Annotated in this window: 17 protein-coding genes and 1 pseudogene; 9 read left to right on the forward strand and 9 right to left on the reverse strand. The window is 46.8% G+C overall.

What is annotated here, in order from left to right; genetic code table 11:
• Positions 1–915, reverse strand: coding sequence for a DMT family transporter (locus tag ACXAGQ_RS15295; protein ID WP_475254987.1), 915 nt, complete (start codon positions 913–915; stop codon positions 1–3).
• Between the two features lie 186 nt (positions 916–1,101).
• Between ACXAGQ_RS15295 and ACXAGQ_RS15300 the strand changes: the two genes are divergently transcribed.
• Together ACXAGQ_RS15300 and ACXAGQ_RS15305 are read left to right on the forward strand one after the other, a co-directional pair.
• Complete coding sequence (locus tag ACXAGQ_RS15300; protein WP_475254989.1) at positions 1,102–1,998, forward strand: LysR substrate-binding domain-containing protein; 897 nt, start codon at positions 1,102–1,104, stop codon at positions 1,996–1,998.
• A 175-nt stretch (positions 1,999–2,173) separates the two neighbouring features.
• On the forward strand, positions 2,174–2,551 hold the full coding sequence (locus ACXAGQ_RS15305) for a RidA family protein (protein WP_044620717.1): 378 nt from the start codon (positions 2,174–2,176) through the stop codon (positions 2,549–2,551).
• 80 nt (positions 2,552–2,631) lie between these two features.
• Here ACXAGQ_RS15305 and ACXAGQ_RS15310 read toward each other — a convergent pair.
• Positions 2,632–4,059 (reverse strand): annotated as a pseudogene (locus ACXAGQ_RS15310) (chitinase); the annotation flags it as partial.
• A 503-nt stretch (positions 4,060–4,562) separates the two neighbouring features.
• Positions 4,563–5,888, reverse strand: a complete 1,326-nt coding sequence (locus tag ACXAGQ_RS15315) for an SLC5/6 family protein (RefSeq protein WP_475254991.1) — start codon at positions 5,886–5,888, stop codon at positions 4,563–4,565.
• A 614-nt stretch (positions 5,889–6,502) separates the two neighbouring features.
• Between ACXAGQ_RS15315 and ACXAGQ_RS15320 the strand changes: the two genes are divergently transcribed.
• Entirely contained in the window at positions 6,503–7,087 is a 585-nt protein-coding gene (locus tag ACXAGQ_RS15320) for a sugar O-acetyltransferase (protein WP_475254993.1), read from the forward strand.
• A gap of 364 nt (positions 7,088–7,451) precedes the next feature.
• Here ACXAGQ_RS15320 and ACXAGQ_RS15325 read toward each other — a convergent pair whose 3' ends face one another.
• From ACXAGQ_RS15325 to ACXAGQ_RS15340, 4 genes are all read right to left on the reverse strand, one after another.
• Positions 7,452–9,320 (reverse strand): putative ATP-dependent zinc protease, encoded by a 1,869-nt coding sequence (locus ACXAGQ_RS15325; protein WP_475254995.1) that lies wholly within the window; start codon positions 9,318–9,320, stop codon positions 7,452–7,454.
• 216 nt (positions 9,321–9,536) lie between these two features.
• Entirely contained in the window at positions 9,537–10,826 is a 1,290-nt protein-coding gene (locus ACXAGQ_RS15330) for an alpha/beta fold hydrolase (protein WP_475254997.1), read from the reverse strand.
• 114 nt (positions 10,827–10,940) lie between these two features.
• Positions 10,941–12,305 (reverse strand): hypothetical protein, encoded by a 1,365-nt coding sequence (locus ACXAGQ_RS15335; RefSeq protein ID WP_475254999.1) that lies wholly within the window; start codon positions 12,303–12,305, stop codon positions 10,941–10,943.
• A 293-nt stretch (positions 12,306–12,598) separates the two neighbouring features.
• Positions 12,599–13,522 carry a M14 family metallopeptidase gene (locus ACXAGQ_RS15340; RefSeq protein WP_475255000.1) on the reverse strand — a complete coding sequence of 308 codons (924 nt, stop codon included), beginning with the start codon at positions 13,520–13,522 and terminating at the stop codon, positions 12,599–12,601.
• A 228-nt stretch (positions 13,523–13,750) separates the two neighbouring features.
• Here ACXAGQ_RS15340 and ACXAGQ_RS15345 point away from each other — a divergent pair, with 228 nt between their 5' ends.
• The 5 genes from ACXAGQ_RS15345 (at position 13,751) to ACXAGQ_RS15365 (ending at position 18,492) form a co-directional block, all read left to right on the forward strand.
• The gene (locus ACXAGQ_RS15345) at positions 13,751–15,220 is read left to right on the forward strand and encodes an NAD-dependent succinate-semialdehyde dehydrogenase (RefSeq protein ID WP_475256595.1); all 1,470 of its coding nucleotides are present in this window, start codon (positions 13,751–13,753) and stop codon (positions 15,218–15,220) included.
• A gap of 130 nt (positions 15,221–15,350) precedes the next feature.
• On the forward strand, positions 15,351–15,884 hold the full coding sequence (gene mog, locus ACXAGQ_RS15350; RefSeq protein WP_475255002.1) for a molybdopterin adenylyltransferase: 534 nt from the start codon (positions 15,351–15,353) through the stop codon (positions 15,882–15,884).
• Positions 15,885–16,018: 134 nt separating this feature from the next.
• Positions 16,019–16,801 carry a beta cell expansion factor BefA gene (gene befA, locus ACXAGQ_RS15355; RefSeq protein WP_475256597.1) on the forward strand — a complete coding sequence of 261 codons (783 nt, stop codon included), beginning with the start codon at positions 16,019–16,021 and terminating at the stop codon, positions 16,799–16,801.
• A gap of 256 nt (positions 16,802–17,057) precedes the next feature.
• Positions 17,058–17,336, forward strand: a complete 279-nt coding sequence (locus tag ACXAGQ_RS15360; protein ID WP_475255003.1) for a hypothetical protein — start codon at positions 17,058–17,060, stop codon at positions 17,334–17,336.
• Between the two features lie 136 nt (positions 17,337–17,472).
• Positions 17,473–18,492, forward strand: a complete 1,020-nt coding sequence (locus ACXAGQ_RS15365) for an adenosine deaminase (protein ID WP_475255005.1) — start codon at positions 17,473–17,475, stop codon at positions 18,490–18,492.
• 290 nt (positions 18,493–18,782) lie between these two features.
• Here ACXAGQ_RS15365 and ACXAGQ_RS15370 read toward each other — a convergent pair whose 3' ends face one another.
• The gene (locus tag ACXAGQ_RS15370; RefSeq protein ID WP_475255006.1) at positions 18,783–19,337 is read right to left on the reverse strand and encodes a hypothetical protein; all 555 of its coding nucleotides are present in this window, start codon (positions 19,335–19,337) and stop codon (positions 18,783–18,785) included.
• Positions 19,338–19,470: 133 nt separating this feature from the next.
• On the opposite strand from ACXAGQ_RS15370, the gene ACXAGQ_RS15375 reads away from it, so the two are divergent.
• The gene (locus tag ACXAGQ_RS15375) at positions 19,471–19,953 is read left to right on the forward strand and encodes a glutathione peroxidase (RefSeq protein WP_475255007.1); all 483 of its coding nucleotides are present in this window, start codon (positions 19,471–19,473) and stop codon (positions 19,951–19,953) included.
• A 58-nt stretch (positions 19,954–20,011) separates the two neighbouring features.
• On the opposite strand, the gene ACXAGQ_RS15380 is transcribed toward ACXAGQ_RS15375, so the two are convergent.
• Entirely contained in the window at positions 20,012–20,983 is a 972-nt protein-coding gene (locus ACXAGQ_RS15380; protein ID WP_475255009.1) for a CHAD domain-containing protein, read from the reverse strand.
• Positions 20,984–21,160: the final 177 nt, after the last annotated feature.

Consider the following 21,160-nt stretch of genomic DNA (forward strand, 5'->3'; position numbering starts at 1 on the left):
TTAATGTGCTGCCGCCCTTTGGTGCTGGAGCCACTTTGGCCCAAAGGTATTGATGATGGTTGCAAGTACGATGAGACTGATCCCTAGTACTTTGTTGGCCTCAAGGGTTTCATTAAAAAAGCAGATCTGCCAAATAAGTGCAAACAACAAGTTGGTGAAAATCAACGGGGCTAGCTGAGACCCAGTTGACACCAGCTTATACGCTTTTGCGCGAAACATTTGGGTGCTAACGATGCTCACCGCCAGTGTAGCTAGGAGCCCGACCAGCATTTTGCTATCAAAAGGGTTGGTGGCGATCAACAGGCTGTCAGTGGTGACAACTTTCATCGTTGCGACTGGCAATATGATGATTGCTGCCAGCAAAAAGCACCACCCATTCAAGGCCGCTGGTGGTAAGTCTGACTTGGTGCCCTTGAACAAGGTGACTTGCGAAAGGGCATTGAACCCGCCTGCAGCTAGGCCAATGAGTAATTCAGGACGTAATTCAAAACCTGTCGGGTTTCCAGCTTGAAGCAACACCCCGCAAAATGTCATGGCGAGACAGGCTAAAGTGAAGCCTTGAATAGGTGTTCGATACATCAACTTTTCTAACACTGGGATAAACAGTGGCCCGGTGCTGAAAAGTACCACGCTTTCAACCAGGGTTAGTTCGTTTAATGCGGCAAGAAAGCAGAGTTGGCTGCCAACTACACACAATGCCCGGATAATAATTGGCCGGCTGTTTTGTTTATTCGGTATCACCCAGCCAGTACTTTTTAGCATGAGTAACATAATGCTAGCAGGAAGAATGAACCGCAGGAAACCGAGCACTTCGGTACTGAAACTCTCTGTCAGCAATTTTCCCATAAGGCCATTAAACGACAGGCTGAAAGTTGAGATAAGCATAAAAAGAACGGGCCTGAGGTCTGTCGGCATGAATGTAAACTCCTAATTTGGTTAAGGCGTGGGTTTTCAGTGGTATTTACTACTGCTGGTGTTAATTGCTCTGAATGTCTTTGATGGTTGAGCTTGCTGTAGAGTTTTATATGGTTTGATTTTAGGTTGCTTGCCTCGAGGAAAAAAGCGAGTAATACTGACTAAAACTGTTAGAAAAACTTACATATGAGAAAGCTGGTTCCTCTGAAGTCAATTTATGCTTTTGTTGCTGTCGCGGAAACCGGCAGTATGACCGATGCTGCCGAGGTACTCAGCGTCAGTCACTCGGCTGTCAGCCAGGCGATCAAGGCGCTGGAATCTCAGCTTGATGTCAGCTTGTTCCGTAGGGTAGGGCGCCGGGTCGAGCTGAACCCGGTGGGACGCAAGTATTACCGCAAGGTTGCTCCGGCTTTGGCTCAAATTGTTGAAGCCAGTGAAGCGATAGCCAGTAAGAAGCCAAGCAACCGAATTACGTTGAACATGGTTAACTCCCTGGCCCTGCACTGGTGGATCCCCCGCGTTCCTGACTTCAACGAATACGCTCCCCATATTGATATCCGTATCTCCAATATCATCCACGCTTTCGATTTGGAAAGGGAGGGCGTTGATGTGGCTTTGCTGCACGGTAAAACTGATGACTGGCAGGATTATTACTGTGAAAAGCTTGGCGATGATGAGCTTATTATGGTGTGCAGCCCTCATTTGCTGGAAGGTATCCAGCAGCCAACTCCCCAACAGCTGCTGGCAACCTATCCGGCAATTTTTGCGACGAATCCAAGAAGGCAGAATGACTGGCAAGTATGGTGTGACCATCATCAGCTGGCAGTGCCGAGCCAACAGAAAAACTTAACTTTTACCGCATCGGTGCAAGCCGTTCAGGCAACCATTAGAAGGTTGGGGGTGCTCATTACCCACAAGCAGTTTGTCCGAGACGATATCAAGCACAATATGCTGGTGCAGGTGGGGGCGCCGGTGTTGAACCCGCATCAAGAGTTCTATTTTGTCTGCTTGGCGGAAAAGCTTAAAGAAGAGAGTGTACTGGCATTAAGAAATTGGTTTCGGACCCAGTTCAGTGCTGATTAGTGTTTATCAGAGTTCGTCCTGTGCCAGAGAAAAATATTCTATCTCTGTGGAGATTTGCAGAAAACTTAGAAAATAATTTCTCCTGATTGCAGTGTATATTTCTATCAAGATTAAGGGCTTATTGCAGCAGGTAATGACTTGCTAATCAGCCCGATACCGCGAAAAGGAAAAAACAATGACTCAAACAATCAATACCGTGAATGCCCCTGCAGCCGTTGGCCCATATGTACAAGGCAAGCACTTTGGCAATATGCTGATCACTTCAGGCCAACTGCCGCTGAACCCAGAAACCAACACCATGCCTGAAGACGTAGCGGCGCAGGCAAAGCAGTCGCTGGCGAATGTGGAAGCGATAGTCAACGAAGCGGGTATGACAAAAGCTGACATCGTGAAAGCGACAGTATTTGTTAAAGACCTGAATGATTTTGCCACGGTAAATGAAGTGTACGCGGCATTCTTTGGTGAAAACTGCCCGGCCCGTAGTTGCGTAGAAGTCGCTCGACTACCTCTTGATGCTAAAGTCGAAATTGAAGTGATTGCAGTTAAAGGCTAACTTATTTAGCGTTTGCTTGAATAAGAACGCCCACTTTTAAGGTGGGCGTTTGATTACTTCATTTTTACTTATATTCTTTTCCAGGGATCGCCCTTGGTAGGCTCGTTGCCCTGCGACCACCACTTGGCCTGATAATTAACGCCTTTGTAGCTGACCTTGTCTCCGCCCACATAAACGGCAGTGCTATTCCATGCAGGATGGTCGCCTGTCACGGGAGGCTTAGTAGGAGGATCGATAGTGCCTAGGTCATTAACCACTTTGACTTTCGGCCAGCCGGCATGGGATTCATAGAGGTTGGCGACACACTTCTCGTAATCCCCTTCAACCAAGGCTGAATAAGCGGTTTGGTAGCCAACTAGCTTACACTCAAACGATACTCCTTCAGGTCGGTCGGCATGATAAGACCAATCGCCGTCCCAGTTGGTGTATAGGACATCGGCAGCACCCTGAAGATTCAAGCTGCCATAAGGGGTTTGTTGCCAGCAGGTATTTGCCTCATCACTTGGAACAGGGATCTGGTAGTAGTTTGATAGCCCTTCCCAGTAGCGGATACGGTTGACCGGCTGCCCCTTGTCTTTGTTGTGCTCCCCGCATTCAATGCCACCATTAATGATATTGATAGTGGTACCGAAGCCATAACCGATACCGGCGTCGATCTCTAATTGGGATGGTGACCAGGTACGGTCAATGACATGGAGCATCGCGGGTTTCGGCGCTTGCGGCGTTAGGAAGAACCAAATGGCAGAAGCCAGATTCAGCCAAGAGTCAGCAACCAATCCCGGGTTATTCAAGAGAATCGTGGCATCACCATCAAACATGACTTCTGAGAAGGCGCCGTAGTTGAAGTGGTAAGAGAGTTGCTTGGCACCGCGGCCAAAATACCCTTGCCCAGCCGAGCATGGCCATTTCTTATTTTGCCAGTCATTCTGTCCGCAGCCAGTGGTATACCCTGGTTGACCTTCTGACCAGCCCATTTCACGGACATGGACTAAGCTTTGCTGCCATTCCTCCAAGCCTTTTGGGTTATCCCAGGTATTATCAACGGCAATGTGTCCACCGGTTTCTTGCGCAAAGTGGGCGAAGGCGGTAACGATCGATTTCTTACAGATGGCATCGGCATCTCTGCCGTCAGTGTAGTCACCGCAAAAAGCGGGGAATTTACCAATCGCTCTTAGGAAGCGGGTATAGGTATATTCTGGCGCAGCCATCTGGGTGAGGTAGTTCCACTCGGTCTCGGGAAACACTTTTTCTGCACGGATAGCGTTAGCTGGGTTGCTCGCTAAACCGGGTTGTATCGCCTCAACTTTGTTATTTGGCAAGGTTCTGAGAGCATCGGCCCAAAGGGCGTACATTGGATTGGCTGTCTTAGCTTGCTCTGCCGCTAAGACATCGGCGCGCAATACGAGATAGCCTCCTGGCGTCTCGGGATCAGGTTGGATGGTCATCGCGAGGCTGCTTGCTGATAGCGCACAGCCTAGCAAGGCGAGGAGGGATTGCTGTTTCAACATGTCATTAATCCTTTAATCCAGATTGTTGTCTGTAAGTTGTGCTAATCCATGCCGATCCTGTGTGACTACTGATGTTGACGGTATCGCTCAACATGACTCAGGAGAGTGCACGAGCGTCATAGGTTTGAATTGCCCTATTTGCGAGCACAATAAGTATGTAACTCACTAACTATAAAGTGATGTTAGAGGAAGAGTTAGAACTACCGCAGTGGTCTGATAAACCAATGTGCTGGTAGTTTTTGGGTGAACTATCTAACCAGTAGTGAATATTTGAATTAATTATCTATTGAAGGGTTTTCTAATCCATTGTGGTAGAGGCTATATCTGCCTGTATGGAAAATAAGCAATTTTGTGTTGTGCGAGTCACTTCAGTTTGTTTTTGTTGGGCGGGGTAAATGTGCTTGTCGTTTTGGAAGCTGTGTTGAGATTGAGCTGATGGCAAATAAAAGCCCACAATACGATTAAGTGGTTGTGGGCTTGCGGGCTTATGATAGTAAGTTAAATCAGATGAAAGCCAAGATTGGTGAGATACACAACAAGATGCCTGTTGCGATAATCATATAGGTTGCCGGGCCTTTGTATTTGTGCAGTGATGGTACTTGGTAAACCAAGTAAGCCGGGATCAAGCATCCAACCAAGCCGAAAACAGGGCTACAGATTGAAGTGAATGACAGTATTGGTGCGTTCAAGGCAATGGCGGACCAAGCAAGCAGGATTATGAAGGTGATAACGCCTCTATTGACCCACTCCTTGTTGATCTCTTCCTCTTTGTACTTGCGAAGCAAGATGTTCATTGCCAAGCCTTTACATGCTTCTCGGAAAGCGAGGAAAACCCCGAAGAATGAGGTAACCACAGCAAAGATATTTATTACGATTCCTGCCACTGTCGCCCAGCTGCCTGAGTAGTAATGGGCAATAATAGCCAGCGCAGAGACGTTCTTGTTCATCGCATCCAGGGCTTGCTCTTGGCTAATGGCAAAGGTGAAAGAGATGGCAAAGAAGAACACAATCACAAATAGAATGCTGAAGGCAACTTTCATGGCTCGGGTGGCTTTGTAGCGCGCCACTTCGATGGATTTCTCATGAGAGCGGTATGAGATTACCATCGGGCTTAAGGACTGGATAAACAGGATTGAGGTTAGGGTAAATGGCAGTGTGATGATGGCATCTTTGAACATTGGTAGAAACTCACCGACAGCAGGGATATTGTTAAAATCCCAGCGTGCAACCAGTAGTAAACCCATTACGGCAACGAGTGATAGCACGGTGACAGCCATGAAACCGGATAGTTTGAATAGTAAATTCTCACCTTTACTACCAATGAATGAGAGTACGCAGATTAACCCAAGGCCATAGAACGCATTTTCATTTAAGTAGCCTTCGGTGACTCCGAAAGAGTGGAGGTAGGAAGCGCTGTCGTTAGTGACTGCCAGCGAATAGACCAATACCCAGATCACCAACATGATGAAGTAGAGTACCCCTAGAGCAATGCCCCAGTTCTTTCCGAGGTAACCAGAAATGATAGCTGGGTAATCTGTACATTCTTTTGATTCGGCAAGGGTATTGATAAAGAGTTTTTGGAACAGGTACATGGCTGGATAGCCAATGATCGAAGAGAGGAGGAATACCCAAATACCCATGATACCGACCTGGACAGGCAAGAATACAATACCTGCACCGATGGCCATCCCGATACTCATGACGACCCAACCGATATCCACATTGTCGAACTTGATGGCTTGCTTCCATTCCGATTCAGTCATGCCTGCTTTGATATGCGGAGGGAGGTGCTCGGGGGTACCGCGAAGGGTTTCTGTTTGCGTGCTCATAGCTACTCCATGTAAGGTTTATTATTATCACTTTTTGGCTTAAGTGTTTGATGTATATGAAATCAAGGTTGAAACACAGCACCAAGCACTTAATCAACGCAATGTGAGTTGGAAACGTTGTGCAGGCATAATAGTGCTAGCTGCTGGAGAAAAACATTCTCAGTTTTAGTCAAAATAAAGCAAAAGGAGCATCTTTTTATCTTCTTTTGAAGAATGCAGAAATGAATTTTCAGGCTTTGATATTTGTCATGCAAAATGTCAATAAAACTAGGCAGATATCAAAAATCTAATAAATAACTAGGCATTTTCATCGGGATGCCTTCCACGATAAAACATGCCTAACTTCACGTTCTTGTACATTTCTAAGTAAGTTGTCAATACAGAGCCACTAAACGATGGTGAACGAGCTAGTTGTCTAGTGAATAGATTGTTGTCGGTTAATTATTGGGGTATTACACGCTTTGGGAACTTTCCCAATTGCCTGCGCTGAATGTGATCCGCTCTAGTTTTTAGCAACGTAAAACAGCGTAAAAGCAGCAATAGGAATGTTGCTGGGGAATAATGTTGGCTTCTTTTTTACCGGCGTTGCCGGATTGATAAGGTGCAGATCCAACATGGCGTTAACCGAAAAACAGAAGATGATAACGGGTGAGATGTATCAGGCTTGGGATGAAGAGCTTGTCGCAGACCGCCAAAAAGCAAAGAAGCTTTGCTTCGCGCTGAACCAAACATGCCCTACCGAAAAAGATCCCCGCCAGGCCTTAATTAATGAGCTGTTAGGCAAAGAGACCGATGCATGGATCGAGTCGCCGTTTAACTGTGATTATGGCTACAACCTAAAGGTGGGTAAGGGCTTTTATGCGAACCATGGTTGTACCATCCTAGATTGCGCGCCGATCAATATTGGTGATAACTGCTTACTGGCGCCGGGGGTGGTGATTGCCACTGCTGGCCACCCGCTCGATCCCGTCGAGCGCGCTTCCGGTGAAGAATTTGCAAAAGAGATCACCATAGGCAATGACGTATGGTTTGGAGCCAATGTGACCGTCTGCCCGGGGGTGACTATTGGTGATAACGTGGTTGTTGGTGCGGGAAGTGTGGTAACGAAAGATTTGCCAGCCAATACGGTGTGCGTTGGTTCGCCAGCAAAACCTATCCGTACCTTGACGATTGAAGACAAGCAATCAGTATCGATTTAGTCTGAATAACGGTGAATGGGTTCTGCTGTCCGGTTGATAACGCTAAGCACAGGCTTAGTACATCATTTCAATAATGGGGCAGTGGAGCCATTCAGAGACACCAACGGCAAGCGTGGGGAAGGTAATTAGCATCCCTGCAACAGACAAAACTAGCTTTTGAGTGTTCATACTCATTCCCTAAGAAAGTAATCATCAATTTAATAATTATTTAATTGTAATTAATCGACGCAAAAAGTCCTGCACTTTGACATTGATTTACTTTCGCTGGTGAGTCTTAACGCCAATAGATAACGGAATCAGTAGTAAATAAAACAAAAGGAGCTTTTTAGCTCCTTTTGTTTCAGTGGGCGAGGTTAGCAAGAGACTATTTCTGTTTAGTCAGTAGGAACTGGTCATCACTGCTGACGACGACATTGTGCTTAAGGAAGTTCTTGCCCAAAATCATACTGTATTCGAACCGGCTACGGTCGCGCAGGTTTACATTGATTTCCTTTTCCATCCCATCCAATTTAACCTTCATCTTCACCACATAACGCGTGCTTGGCTTCTCACCCGCACGGGCTTTAATGCGCATGGTTTTCACGACTTCACGGGTGTAGGTTTTTTCATCCCCTTGATGGTTACCGTAGGTGAAAGTGACCATCTCCTTTCCGTTTTCGGTGAAGGTTTCAATGTCGGTGGCATGCATGGAGCTAACATCCGCACCGGTATCCAGTTTGACCGGGAACCGCATTTTATCCATATCCAGTTGTTCGATATACCCTGCTTGTTTTGGGGTATCTTTCTCGAGCAATTGCGTTGTCCGGGTATTGATGAGCAGGGCTCCAGGGACAAGGTCAGGGCTGATTTCTAATTGGCTGTATGTGCTGTCATCTTGCTCTCGTGTTTCAAGGGCTATGTCACGAAGCAGCATGGATGAAGGCAGTGAAATCTCTGTTCCGACAATCGGACGAACTTGATCGTCCACGCGGATCTTTCTTTTGAGCGGCTTGTCCAGACGATGAGTCTTGCCATCGGCATCTTTAATGGTGTATTGGATCATCCGCCCGTATTCTGTTCTCTGCTCATCAATCTGCGATACCTTTAGCAGAGGCGTTTTAATGATCCCCGAAGGTCCGGCATTGATGTTTACACCATCTATTTTGACGGTTTCTTCACCGCTTATCATCAAAATAGAATCGTCATTGGCCATGGTCGATATAGGGGCCAAATCTGACTTACCCAAGTAGCTCGCCCCGAGGTTGACTACAAAGTATTGGTTAAGGGCTTCTGTTCCGAGGCGAAGCTGGCTGTGATTCTTTGAACGGTCTTTGAGGTATACCTGGATATACTGTTCTGCGTCTCCTAGCTTCACTGGCAGGTAAACCATTGGCCGTTGAGCATTGCTAAATCGCAGCATACGGCTCAGAGGCTTGGTCATCGTTTTGCGCGTCTTGTCTTGGCCGACCAGTGTAAAGGTAACACTGCGGCTTTCTTCATCGACCTTGATATCAAGGGCATGGAGAATACTGTAACGGCTATCAAAGGAGGTACTGACTTCAAGCGGTACATTGTCGATAGTGGCTTTTTCTTTGCGGCCAATAATATGCGCATCGGGTTGCGATTGAAGATAATCGAACCCGGCATCAACCCAGGCTGTATTCTTCAGGAACGTTTTACCGATCAGAATAGGGTACGAAAACCTGTCGCGATTAGTTAGGTTAACTTCGGTTCGAACTGTTTGCCCTGCAATGGTCAGATCCAGTTCAACCACTGGGCGAGCAAGGTGTCCATCTCCCCGGCTTTTGATCATGGCTAGACGAAAAAGGGGGTTCTCAAGGCGGATCAGCTCACCGGTATATGGGTGCATGATATCAAAGCTCACCATGATATTGGTTTTGTCTTTCCGGTCTCGCAGCTGGGTACTGCCAAGGGCGTCGTATTCCACGGCGATGGCATCAAGCAGCTTGTCGCCACTCAATCCTTCAAATTTCGGTTCATCGGTAGAAATAACGATATTGTCAGCATGGATAGAGGTTGAATCCGCACCAGTATCAATCTTGGCGGGGATGCCAATGTTATCGAGCGAATCAATAGCAGGAAAATAAACGAGTTCAGTGCGGCCTAGGACGACTTTATCATCAATTTGGCTGCGGCTTTTGATAATGCTTTCATACTGGGTGTTTTGTGCCATGGCGGGTGAGGAGGCAAAGGCTGCCAAGCACAAGGTGGTCAACAGTCGTAAGGAAGTCATAGGTTTCCTGTATCAATCAGCGAAGGAAAATTCAATTGATTTAAGTGTACTGTTTAAAGGTAGCTCGGAAGTGGCTTATTGGTTGTAATTCAGCAGAGATTCAGTAAATCTGACAGAACTCTTGCAAAACTTTGGTGGAAAAGGTTTTTCAATGGGTTAACTGTGGAATTTATCCCCAAATAGCGATCGGCTAGCAGGGGATAAATTTATCCTGGCTTATGGCAAGTTCGCCACGCCATCAGCCATTTGGATCAGCTTATCCAAAATACGCTCACCGTCGGCACGAAGTCCGTTGTGCTCATACTCGTTGGTGATCCAGGCTTTGCTGTTTGGAACGCCTTTCAAAGTTTCCAGCGAGTACTGCATTTCTACATACATATCTTCGGCGTAAACCGCACATGCAACTGGAACGGTGTTGTTAGCCAGCGCTTGTAAGTCATATAAATCCGCCCAATCAGTGCGCTCTGCCAGTAGGTTAGCGGCTTCTTGCAATGGCTTGAGGCACTTAAACTGCTCAAACATCCAAGGGTAGACCATTTCCCCTGTAAACTGGAAAACATTCCCTTTCTGGTAGTTGAACTGCGGGAAGCTGTTGCGTACCCGGTGAGCTGACCAATTCGATGCTGAATGCTGGCAATATAAAGGCTCATGCAAAATTGCGTAGATAGGGTTAGTCTGGTGGCTTTGCTCGGCCAGCATGGCGTTAAGGAAAGCGTAGCTCAGGGTTTCTTTGCCATTGGCTTCCACAAAGGCATCTTCAAGCAGGTAGTACATTGGCACATTGGCATTGCTGCGGCCAAGGTTAATCCCAATCATCTGGAACTGCTCTACGGTGAAGCGCTGCCCATTAGGCAGGCGGACATCGTGATCAAGCAGGTAATCGGCGATTTTCTGGCATTGCGCCTGTGCTGATGGGAACTGGGCAAAGAACGCATCGTTCTTGTCCTGTACCCGTTGGTAAGTCGCCTGGTACACATCATCGGCATGACGGGAGAGCGGAGGCACCCCACCGGTGATGTATGCACGGCTCAGGCTTTGCGGGTAGAAAGACAGGTAGGTCAGCGAGCAGAAGCCGCCAAAGCTTTGGCCTAGTGTTGCCCACTGCTTTACACCGAGTTTTTCCCGGATGGTTTCTGCATCACGGACAATATTGTCGGCGCGGAAATGGCTTAAGTAGTCGGCTTGTTCAGAGGCTGACATGTGAGCCAATGTTTGATGGCTGATCACTGTGCTGTTGCCAGTCCCGCGTTGATCCAACAATAGCACTCGGTATTGCTGCAGTGCTCGCTTCAGCCAGCCTGAGCGGCTATCGGGGCGAGGTGATGGGAACCCGGGTCCCCCCTGGAAATAAACTAGCCAAGGTAGGTCATCATTTTGCCTTGCAACATCGACCACTTCGCGGGCAAATACCGAGATGGCTTGTGCATCTGGCTGGCTGTAATCGAGAGGGACTTCAAAAGTATGCTGACGGTAAAGCAAATCACCGTCGATGAATGAGGTTTGCACAGGTAGCTCCTTTACTAGCGAAAACAAACTGATATCGCAAACGTGTATCCTAACACCAATTCAAATTTATTTTCATTCTCATATTGATCGTGTCTTGCTCGTGTGATCGCTCCCCTAGGGCTGAGGGGCCGGACGAAGGATTTGTTCCAATACCTGAGGATCATCGAAATGGCGAATACCGATAAAGGCTATAGCATGATGGCCGAGTTGGCGCATAGCACCCGCAGACGGAATGCCAAAAGGCCACAGGTAGGTACTTTCCAGCCGTTCACTGCTCGGAAGCATTCCACTTTGATCGAAAAGGCTTATTGAATGGTGCTTTTGCATCGGGAGTTGCCGTAGCTGGTTATAGCTGTGGCCGGCAAGAGGCTGGATTGAAAGGTCGGTGTCTAAATCCCCCTCATTTAGCCACTCAACCTGTTTAATCATATGCTCGCCATGGGATAGGGTGACAGACCAAGCCGGTGTAGCTTCAACAAGATCATTGGGGGCTGTGCGCTGAAAGATCAAAGGCGACTCAATGTCGGGGGTTGCATTGGCAAAAGCTAACCCTTTACTGAAATTGAAGACCATATGGTAGCAACCACAGTGGTGAATTGAGTCGAGCAGCATAGGTCGGCCTTGGTGGTCGAGAGTTAGGCGCAGTAATACGCCATCAAACTTTCCTGCATAAGGGTCTAAAGAAGATGTCGCCGTGCGGTTGGCAAACCATAGGTTGTAGTTCAGTTGTAGGTAGGTTTTACCGTAGAGCTGTGTATAGCTGTGGTGAAAATAGATAGCCGGCTGTGAAGTATTAACGGCTGGTTTCTTCTGGTGGCCATCGAAGTACACCGTCCCCGGGATATCATCACCAGAAGCGTGTTCTACGGATACTAATGGCGAATAATAGTGGTATAGCTGTGAAATTTGATCATCGTTTAATTGTGGCCAGTGCATGGTTGATGCATCGAGTGCCTCGTTGAACCATTGCACTATTTTTGGCTGGGTTAGATGCCTCTGATTCCCAACCGTTTCTTTAGTTAGCTGGTAATGAGTTGTTTCGTTTGTCGGCTCATTAAAGCCAGCCAAAATCCGCTTTTTTTCCGTATTGATAGACGATTGGGCGAGTTGGCTACTGATGGGGTAGAGCCCAAACACACGCAGCCAAGGCTCATAGCTATCAGCAATTGTGACTGGTCGTTCGGTAATGGCTGTCCAAACTTCATTGTTGACTTTGGCTTTGGCCACGAGTTGTTCAGCACAGGCATCTAGCGCAGGCAAGTCAAAGTTGTTCACTATCAGGTTGTTGTATTCGGCACGGCGCTGGTCAGAAGCAAGCCGAGCTGTGTAGTCGAGCCATTGCTCGCGGTCTTGTTGGGTGGATAATCGTTTGAGTTGTGATTGGCTGAAACGATCAAAAGCAAGGTAGGGGAAAGCCTTGTGGTTAACCACCTGAGCATCTTTGACCTGTTGGCGGTTTACTTCTTGTTTGAAAGTCACCAGCCGGTTAAAGCACCCTTGTAGATCCTGGGTGTGAAAATTTGAATATGGAGTGGCGCACGCACTCAGTAGAGCCGTCAATGTGACAAATAAGAAAAAACGCATAACCACCAAAATTTATAACACATTGAAAGTAATAAATTATAGCTGCTGAAATAGTGAAATGGGTGGGATAAAGCGAGAGGTGAATCGAAACTTATAATATGGGAAGGTATTTTGAACGTTGCGCCTAAGGGGGGATCAAGCTGGAGTGGTTCGCTCCAGCTTGAGTCTATTGCTTATTACCGTAGCAGTTAGCCCAGTTGCGTGACGACATAATCCAGCGCGCCAGTGATAGCCGCTACTTGCGCGTCATTGCATTGCTCGGGTGTTGCACGGTCGCTGTCCGGGTAGACCTCTGTGGTGGTGCCGTAAGTACAATCAGTAATACCGTTGCACAGGCTCAGCTTTTTCAGTGGGTAGTTGATCACACCTTCTTGCTGTAAAGGGCTACCGATGATATTGCCATCGGCATCTGGCGGCGCGATATGAGTCACTTTGCGAACAGAGTCGATGATTGCCTTTTGGAATTCAGGCTGAGGGTTCTCGGTATCACCAACGGTGTAGAAGCCATCCGGCACACCGTCTTCAATGTATAGTTTACCGTCACGGGCTTCACGGGCCGGGCGGAATTCCAGCTCATCGGAATCTGTGGTTTCGTGCAGGTCGATATGGATCAGTACTTCGCCTTCCAACTCGTTAACCATCTTCATCAGGTTGGCTGCTTCTTCAGAAGGGCTGTCGGCATAGAATGCGCGGTTTGGATCGACCGTGTTAGGGTTCCAGCGGTTGATCACTTCGTAGCCCCAAGGGCTGACGCAAGGCGCAATCACAATATTGAAACGATCGCTGTATTGCGCTGCTTTGTTTTGTGCAAATTGCAGGGCACCGTGTACACCACTGGTTTCGTAACCGTGAACACCACCAGTAACTAGAACAACGGGCTTGCTGCTGTCCCAATTGCGGGTTTTGATGGAAAACAGCGGGTATTTCTCTACATCGTAGCTAAGCGCACCGTACTGGACTAGGTCGAAGTCTGCTTCTAGCGCTTTGATTTTAGATACCACTTCTTCTTGGTACGAGCGCTTAATGGTTGTTTGCGCCAGCCATTGTGCTTTTTCTTCGTCGCCCCATGGCGTGCCTGGTGTTCCGATTGGGTAGTTATGTTCGCGTTTCATTCGATTGTCTTTTGTTGTGTGTGTTTGTCTTTGTTCAAACAGAATAATTGACTGTGTAACCTGACGCAATCGTATTGATATCCGTAATATGTCTCTGTGGTTGCTATTTTGTGATTGGATGTAACAGATTGCTTGGTTACTTAGTCATAAAATGTCACCCATGTCTGAAAACACGATCAAGCTAACTTCAAACTATCCCCGTAAGTCATTATGCTGGTTGCTAAACAGATGCCGCCAGAGGAAAACTTCGTGAAGCTACATGATCCCCAACTACTGAAACAGGCTTGCTTCGTAGCAGGTAAATGGGTGACTGCCATTGATGATGCTTATACCCCAGTGACCAACCCATCAACGGGCGAGTTGATTGCAACAGTACCGAGTCTTGGCCGTGATGAGACACTTTCTGCTATCCATGCAGCCGAGAAAACTCAGGGTGAGTGGGCAGTACGAACGGCGAAAGAGCGGGCAACCATTTTGCGCCGCTGGTATGAGCTGATTGTCGAAAACACCGAAGATTTGGCAACCATCCTTACATTGGAGCAGGGCAAGCCATTGGCGGAAGCAAAAGGTGAAATCACCTATGCGGCCAGTTTTGTGGAATGGTATGCCGAAGAAGCGAAGCGCTCTTACGGGGAAATGGTTCCTAGCCATAAGCCGGATGCTCGGATCTTAGTGTCGAAGCAGCCTATTGGTGTCGTGGGGGCAATCACGCCATGGAACTTTCCAGCAGCAATGATCACCCGTAAATGCGGGCCGGCCTTTGCGGCTGGGTGCGCAGTTGTGCTCAAACCTGCGCCGGATACTCCCCTGACGGCGCTGGCGTTGGCTGAGCTTGCTGATAGAGCAGGGATCCCGGCTGGGTTGTTTAGCGTGATCACCGGCGATGCGGTGTCGATTGGCGGGGCTTTGACCGAAAACCCTGTAGTGAAGAAGATTTCTTTTACCGGCTCTACCGGTGTTGGAAAACTCTTGATGGCGCAGTCGGCTGATACGGTGAAGAAGCTGGCACTGGAACTGGGTGGTAATGCACCGTTTATTGTCTGTGATGATGCCGATCTCGATAAAGCCATTGACGGGGTGATGCTGGCAAAATTCCGTAATGCCGGACAGACTTGTATCTGTGCTAACAGGATCTATGTCCATGACAAAGTGTATGACGAGTTTACGGCGAAATTGGTTGAAAAAGTCAAAGCCCTTAAAGTCGCGGATGGGTTTGAGGAAGGAGCAAACCTTGGGCCTCTAATTAATGCAGCTGCGGTTGCTAAAGTGCAAAGCCATATTGATGATGCTGTGGCAAAAGGTGCAACCCTTGCTTACGGCGAACCGCAACCTGAAGGCACCCACTTCTTCCCGCCTCAAGTACTGACCGAAATGAACGACGACATGCTGATTGCTTCTGATGAAACATTCGGCCCGGTTGCTGCTTTATTCCGCTTCTCTGATGACGATGAGGTGATCCGCCGGGCTAATCATGTCAGCTCTGGCCTTGCCTCATATGCCTACACGAGATCTCTGTCTCGCGCCTTCAAATTCAGTGAGTCGCTGGAATACGGTATGGTCGGGATTAACGAGGGGGGGATTTCTACTGAGGTTGCCCCATTTGGCGGTATTAAAGAATCAGGCCTGGGCCGTGAAGGTGCAAGGCAAGGCTTAGAAGATTTTCTTGAAACCAAATACACTTTAATGGGCGGCCTATAATCGTCTTTATCCGTTTTAGGTGTTTAACAATTCAAGAGAATTTCTTAAACTTGCATGCATGAAGAAACATTACTTTCCTGCTTGCAAGAAAGTAGAAATGGATAACAAGGCTCAGCCTGAGGAATAACCAATGACTAAAGCAAAAATCGGTATCGTTACTGTAAGCGACCGTGCGAGTGCAGGTGTATACGAAGATATCTCTGGACAGGCGATTATCGATACGTTGAATGATTACCTGACTTCTGAGTGGGAGCCTGTGTACGAAGTCATTCCTGATGAGCAGAATGTGATCGAAGCGACGCTGATCAAAATGGCCGACGAGCAAGACTGCAGCCTGATTGTCACTACCGGCGGTACCGGCCCTGCCAAGCGTGATGTGACTCCTGAAGCCACTGAAGCGGTATGTGATCGCATGATGCCGGGTTTTGGTGAGCTGATGCGAGCTGAGTCGTTGAAGTTTGTACCGACAGCTATCTTGTCGCGTCAGACAGCTGGCCTACGTGGTGATAGCCTGATTGTTAACCTGCCGGGTAAGCCTAAATCGATTCGTGAGTGTTTGGATGCGGTATTCCCTGCAATCCCTTACTGCATCGATTTGATGGAGGGGCCATACCTCGAGTGTAACGAAGAGGTGATGAAGCCTTTCCGCCCTAAGAAGAAGTAATGACTCGCTTAATTCAAGGTTGAGGGAGTATTGGGATATAAGGCTAAGCAATGTGCTTGGCCTTTCTTTTATCTGCTTGGACTAGGCTTAAACTTGGTCTTGGTATAGGAGGGACGATTGTGAAGTTACGTTCATTGGTTGCTGCCATAGCACTGGCAACGACAACACTGGCTACAACGTCAATAGCCCCGGCTTATGCGGGCTGGGATGAAATTAAAGATGCAGCTTCAAAGCTTGGTGAGGAAGTCGGCAAGGGCTCTAAAGAGGCTTGGGATTCTGTGTCGGATTTTTCAAAGGAAACATGGGATTCAGTTTCTGAGTGGGGAGAGGATGCCTACAACACTGCAGGTGAATGGACTGATGCTTCGATAGAGAAGAGTAAGGAATGGCTGGATGTCGCCGATGCCAAGCTAGATGAAATGCTCGAGCCAGAAACCCCAGAAGAAGCCCGCCTTGCCTTGAATACCGTGGCCGATACCGCACTGGTGCGTTTATTCAATGAGCAGCCGTCAGCTAAATTACTGTTTGATAGTGCCTATGGCTACGCGGTGTTTGACTCCCGCAAGTTTTCATTGATGCTACATACCAACCAAGGGGCCGGTGTTGCGGTTAATCGACAAACTGAACAACACACTTACATGAAGATGTTTGGTGCCGGGCTTGCAGTTGGTCTTGGGGGTAAGTTCTACCAGCAGGTTATCTTTTTCGAAGACCAGAAAACCTTTGACGGCTTTGTCACCGACGGCTGGGAAGCCACTTCAGAAATGGGCGTGGTGGCAGGTACGGACAGTGCCGAGTTAACCGCGAAATACAATGGCGGGATGGCGATTTACCAGATTGGCGAAAAAGGCTTGTTGCTTGATGCTAATATTTCCGGCTCAAAATACTGGATTGATACTGATTTAACCCAGCAGTAGCACTTTTTACCTTGTTTATGTATATATACCTACTAAACACTTCTCATACACCCGAGTAATACGCATTAACTTGGGTGTATGCCTCTCTTTGATGCCTTAAATCGCATAGCCTAAGTAACCAATACTGTGTTTTTTGGAACCTTGTTCATAAAAATATCAATAACGCCTGATATTTTCAGTTTCCTACGTTATGTTGACATTGATTTTTCGTAATCACGTTAGCATAAACTGAATCGAACAAAAGATTAGGCTAGACATGGACATCAAACGTACTTGGGGTTTCCTTTCGCTACTGATCGGTAGCGTTTCTTTGATTTTTGGTTTTGTCACTATTGGCGGAATGATTGGTCAAACACAGGTGGTCTCTGATATGAGCACCTTTATTAGTGCTGGTGGAGGAGATTATCTCCACTCATTTAGCTCAGACTATGCAGCGAGCGAAGTGAAGCACAAATACCAATTACTGCTGAGCAGCGGCATTGTGATGATGGCCATTGGTGGTTTCATGATGCGCGGCCAGTGGCACCGCTACTAAGTGGCAACGTTAATAAGTGGAAGATCACTAAGCGAAAGGCGACTAAGCGGGACAACACAAGTTTAACTACACTACTTTCAATACCACCTTAGACTCCGAGGGGGAGTTCTCTTCCCCTTCCAGTGGAGAAAGAGTAATGAAAGGCTTTATCAGTGGTTTGCCCAAGGTAGAACTCCACCTTCATCTAGAAGGAACGCTTGAACCAGAGTTAATGTTTGCTCTGGCTCACCGAAATAACGTCACAATCCCTTATTCTTCAATCGAGTCGTTAAAAGCGGCTTATCAATTTCACGATCTCCAAGCTTTTCTAAACTTGTATTATCAAGGCGCTTTGGTACTTAGAACCGAGCAGGATTTCTATGACCTTACCTATGCTTACCTACAGCGCTGTAAAGAACAGCATATTATCCATACTGAAGTGTTCTTCGACCCGCAAATCCATACCCGGGCCGGCGTGTCTTTTGATACGGTAGCCGCAGGAATAATCCAAGCATTGCGAGATGGAGAGGCAAATTTGGGGATCTCTTCAGGGTTGATCATGTGTTTCTTGCGAGATTTACCGGAAGAGGAGGCGATAGAGACTCTAAAACAAGCGATTGCTTTTAAAGACGATATTGTTGCCATAGGATTGGATTCATCGGAGCAGGGAAACCCGCCAGAGAAATTCGAGCGTGTGTTTGCCATGGCGCGAAATACAGGTTTCAAAACCGTTGCCCACGCAGGTGAAGAAGGGCCAACTGAGTATATCTGGGAAGCGATCGAAGCGCTAAAGGTGGATCGGGTCGATCATGGCGTGAGATGCACGGATGATCCCAAGCTGGTGACCTATTTGGTTGAGCACCAGATCCCTTTGACAGTCTGCCCGCTATCTAACGTGAAGCTCAATGTTTTTGATGATCTGTCAAAGCACAATATTGTTGAGCTGTTTCAACAAGGGGTACTCGTGACAATTAACTCAGATGATCCCGCTTATTTCGGTGGTTATCTCAATGACAATTATTTAGCCGTTGCAGAGACTTTTGAACTATCCAAACAGGATGTTGCATTGTTGAGTGACAATGCCATAAAGGCAAGCTTTTTGAGTGATGAGAAGAAGCAGGCGCTGCATAACAAACTAGCGCATTACTTAGATATTCAGTTCCGGCCGATTATTTAAAAAAAAACGCCTATCAAGTCCATGATAGGCGAGCAATAAATCGATTAAGGAACAACATATTTGAAGTGCGAGAATCATACGATCTGGGCAAAAATCGTGCAACGATCAGTGATGTAAAAGTTGTATATTATTTTGTTAAATCTCTTTTTGTTTAGATAGTTAGCCTAGACTAAACATTCAAATTATTTTTATGAATGTCGCTGACCTCTAATAACCTTTATTTTTCAACGGTTAATGCTGGCTGCTAACTTGAATTCGTAACCACAACGCCGCTATGTGAGCTAAGTAACTTATTTAAATAATGATTTTACTGCGTTTTGTAATGTTAACAGCAGACTGGCTTTGGGCTTCATACTGTGAGCTTGATCAACACCTATGTAATAGGATTGCATCAATTGCTGGCGTAGCGATTTTGCCCTGGTGTCGTCACTGCTATTGCTGGCAAGCTGTTGGCTAATTTCAGTGGCGTGATCATTGGCATAGCTGAAATCAATGCCATTGAACCCCTGGCATAGGAACCAAACCATGGCGATAGCTTTGACTTCCAACTCATTCATAGTGTGAAACTTTTTAGCATGTTGCTCGCCGACATGCCGCTCGAACAAAGCATCCATTTCACTGATTTTGCTTTGTGTGGCATGAAACTCATCCAAGATTTGTTGGAACGAGTGGGTGAACAGCCCAAGGGCTAAGTCTTGCTGCGGTTTGTCTGCTTTTTGCTGGCAAACATTGAGGAAAAAATCAGAACGGAAGTCGATAAAACTTGCCGCAAACTCGCGCTCGACTTCACTAAATGGCAATTGCTCAAAGCCAAATTCATTCAATAGTTGTTTTAATGATTTCATACTGGGCTACGGGTAAGGTGCAGTTTAGCCAGTATACAAAATTAGAGCTCACTTTCTAAATCATTCATTTACTATAAATCATGTATATAAATAGATGATAGAAAAACATTCTAATCAAACAGAGGGATAGGTTATGTCAGGCTTTTACGAGCTTTCAGCTAATAAAATCAACGGTGATACGGTTGATATGAACGAGTTCGAAGGGAAGGTGGTCTTGGTGGTTAATACCGCCAGTGAGTGTGGCTTTACTCCCCAGTACAAAGGACTACAGGCATTATTTGATAAGTACCAGGAGAAGGGGTTAGTGATCCTTGGTTTCCCGTGTAATCAGTTTGGCGGGCAGGAGCCTGGTGAAAACAACGAAATTGAGCAAGTCTGTCAGCTTAACTACGGGGTAAGTTTCCCGATGTTTGAAAAAGTTGATGTCAATGGACCTGATAGCCATGAAGTCTTCAAATACCTGACCAGTGCGCTCCCTGGATTAATGGGTAAGAAGATCAAATGGAATTTTACTAAGTTTCTGATTGGCCGTGATGGAAAACCGATGAAGCGTTTTGCATCAACCAAAACCCCCGAGGCAATCGAGAAAGATATTGTTCGAGCGCTTGATCGCTAAGCCGTCAGCAAAGCTAGCCCAAAGTCTGTGTGGGCTAGCATGTTCGATTTTTGACGGCCTAATCTTGAGGTTCTTGATATTGGGTGTAATAAATATCTAGGCTCTTTGGCTGTCTAAATTGGACGAGTTGCTCTACCGTTAACTGCTTTGCTTTATTGTGGTAATCCCCATATATATCGATTAACTCCTCAATGGCTTTGTAACGGCCACTTTTCTTTTTCTGCTCGGTCAGGTAATGCTTGAAAAACTCTAACTGAACAGAAGAGTCGTTGAAACTTCCCAACGTATCTTGCAGTGTTTTGAGTCGGTCAACTTGTTGCTTGGTATCACGTGAAGCGAGTATTGGCGCAAAGTACTCTAGGAGATAGCGGAACTTTTTACAGTCGATTCGAAGTTGATGAATGATGGCGTCATCGCTGTTGGTATCAATGTTGTGGCATTGGCTTTCTATCTGCTTAAATTGATGCCATAACATACTGTGGGCTGTGGCTTTGCAGCCTAATTTGCCCTCAGTGGTCGGGTTATCCCGCATGCTATCAAGCTGGGTTAGCACTTGGTTGCAAGCCGATTTATATTCACCAGACTTTAGCCACCCTTTGAGTGTCTTCAGAGATTTCCTCCGTTGTGACTGAATATCATCGAAGAAGCGGATCAGGCCTTTGTGGTGTTGATGTTCAAGCAAAGAAAAATATTGTTCCATATTGATGAGGAACACATCGAGATCACGCATCAGGTTGGTGTGCTGCATGAGTTGCCTGAGTGTGTCTTTTAGGATGTCTTTTTCTTTACTACGAAATAGCGGTTTCAGCAGGCTGATTAACGCACGGCTTCTTCTCAGGGCAACACGATATTGATGAATAAACTCTTCATGATCATCGCGGATAATGCCTAGCTCGTGTTTTCTAGCGTGGTCAAACTCGTTAACAAGGAAATGATAGGTGGGGAGGTAAATCTCTACGTCCGGTGTCAGCAGAACCGCTGGTTTTTTTCGTTTTGGTAGCTTTAGCTGGTCCCGCTTGGTGACTGTCATGACGTACCTCCTTCCTATATTAAATGTAGTGCTAATTTTCTTTATTTGGCGGTGAGACTGCGAAAATCTCACTGAGAAATAAGAAGAAAATGATTTTTGTGATAGTTCGCTCAGTTGTCTCTTTTGGTGTATGTATCAGGTTGGCAATTTGGCTTTACGTTGCGGGTTTACAATTTT

It is taken from the genome of Photobacterium sp. ABD4_091 (genome assembly GCF_056160145.1).

What these genes read in the sequence shown, in the direction of transcription:
- mog (WP_475255002.1), top strand. Translation starts at nt 15,351, where the DNA reads ATGACTAAAGCAAAAATCGGTATCGTTACTGTAAGCGACCGTGCGAGT.
- ACXAGQ_RS15360 (WP_475255003.1), top strand. Translation starts at nt 17,058, where the DNA reads ATGGACATCAAACGTACTTGGGGTTTCCTTTCGCTACTGATCGGTAGC.
- ACXAGQ_RS15340 (WP_475255000.1), bottom strand. Translation starts at nt 13,522, where the DNA reads ATGAAACGCGAACATAACTACCCAATCGGAACACCAGGCACGCCATGG.
- ACXAGQ_RS15305 (WP_044620717.1), top strand. Translation starts at nt 2,174, where the DNA reads ATGACTCAAACAATCAATACCGTGAATGCCCCTGCAGCCGTTGGCCCA.
- ACXAGQ_RS15315 (WP_475254991.1), bottom strand. Translation starts at nt 5,888, where the DNA reads ATGAGCACGCAAACAGAAACCCTTCGCGGTACCCCCGAGCACCTCCCT.
- ACXAGQ_RS15375 (WP_475255007.1), top strand. Translation starts at nt 19,471, where the DNA reads ATGTCAGGCTTTTACGAGCTTTCAGCTAATAAAATCAACGGTGATACG.
- ACXAGQ_RS15320 (WP_475254993.1), top strand. Translation starts at nt 6,503, where the DNA reads ATGGCGTTAACCGAAAAACAGAAGATGATAACGGGTGAGATGTATCAG.
- ACXAGQ_RS15300 (WP_475254989.1), top strand. Translation starts at nt 1,102, where the DNA reads ATGAGAAAGCTGGTTCCTCTGAAGTCAATTTATGCTTTTGTTGCTGTC.
- ACXAGQ_RS15380 (WP_475255009.1), bottom strand. Translation starts at nt 20,983, where the DNA reads ATGACAGTCACCAAGCGGGACCAGCTAAAGCTACCAAAACGAAAAAAA.
- ACXAGQ_RS15370 (WP_475255006.1), bottom strand. Translation starts at nt 19,337, where the DNA reads ATGAAATCATTAAAACAACTATTGAATGAATTTGGCTTTGAGCAATTG.
- ACXAGQ_RS15345 (WP_475256595.1), top strand. Translation starts at nt 13,751, where the DNA reads ATGCCGCCAGAGGAAAACTTCGTGAAGCTACATGATCCCCAACTACTG.
- ACXAGQ_RS15365 (WP_475255005.1), top strand. Translation starts at nt 17,473, where the DNA reads ATGAAAGGCTTTATCAGTGGTTTGCCCAAGGTAGAACTCCACCTTCAT.
- ACXAGQ_RS15295 (WP_475254987.1), bottom strand. Translation starts at nt 915, where the DNA reads ATGCCGACAGACCTCAGGCCCGTTCTTTTTATGCTTATCTCAACTTTC.
- ACXAGQ_RS15325 (WP_475254995.1), bottom strand. Translation starts at nt 9,320, where the DNA reads ATGACTTCCTTACGACTGTTGACCACCTTGTGCTTGGCAGCCTTTGCC.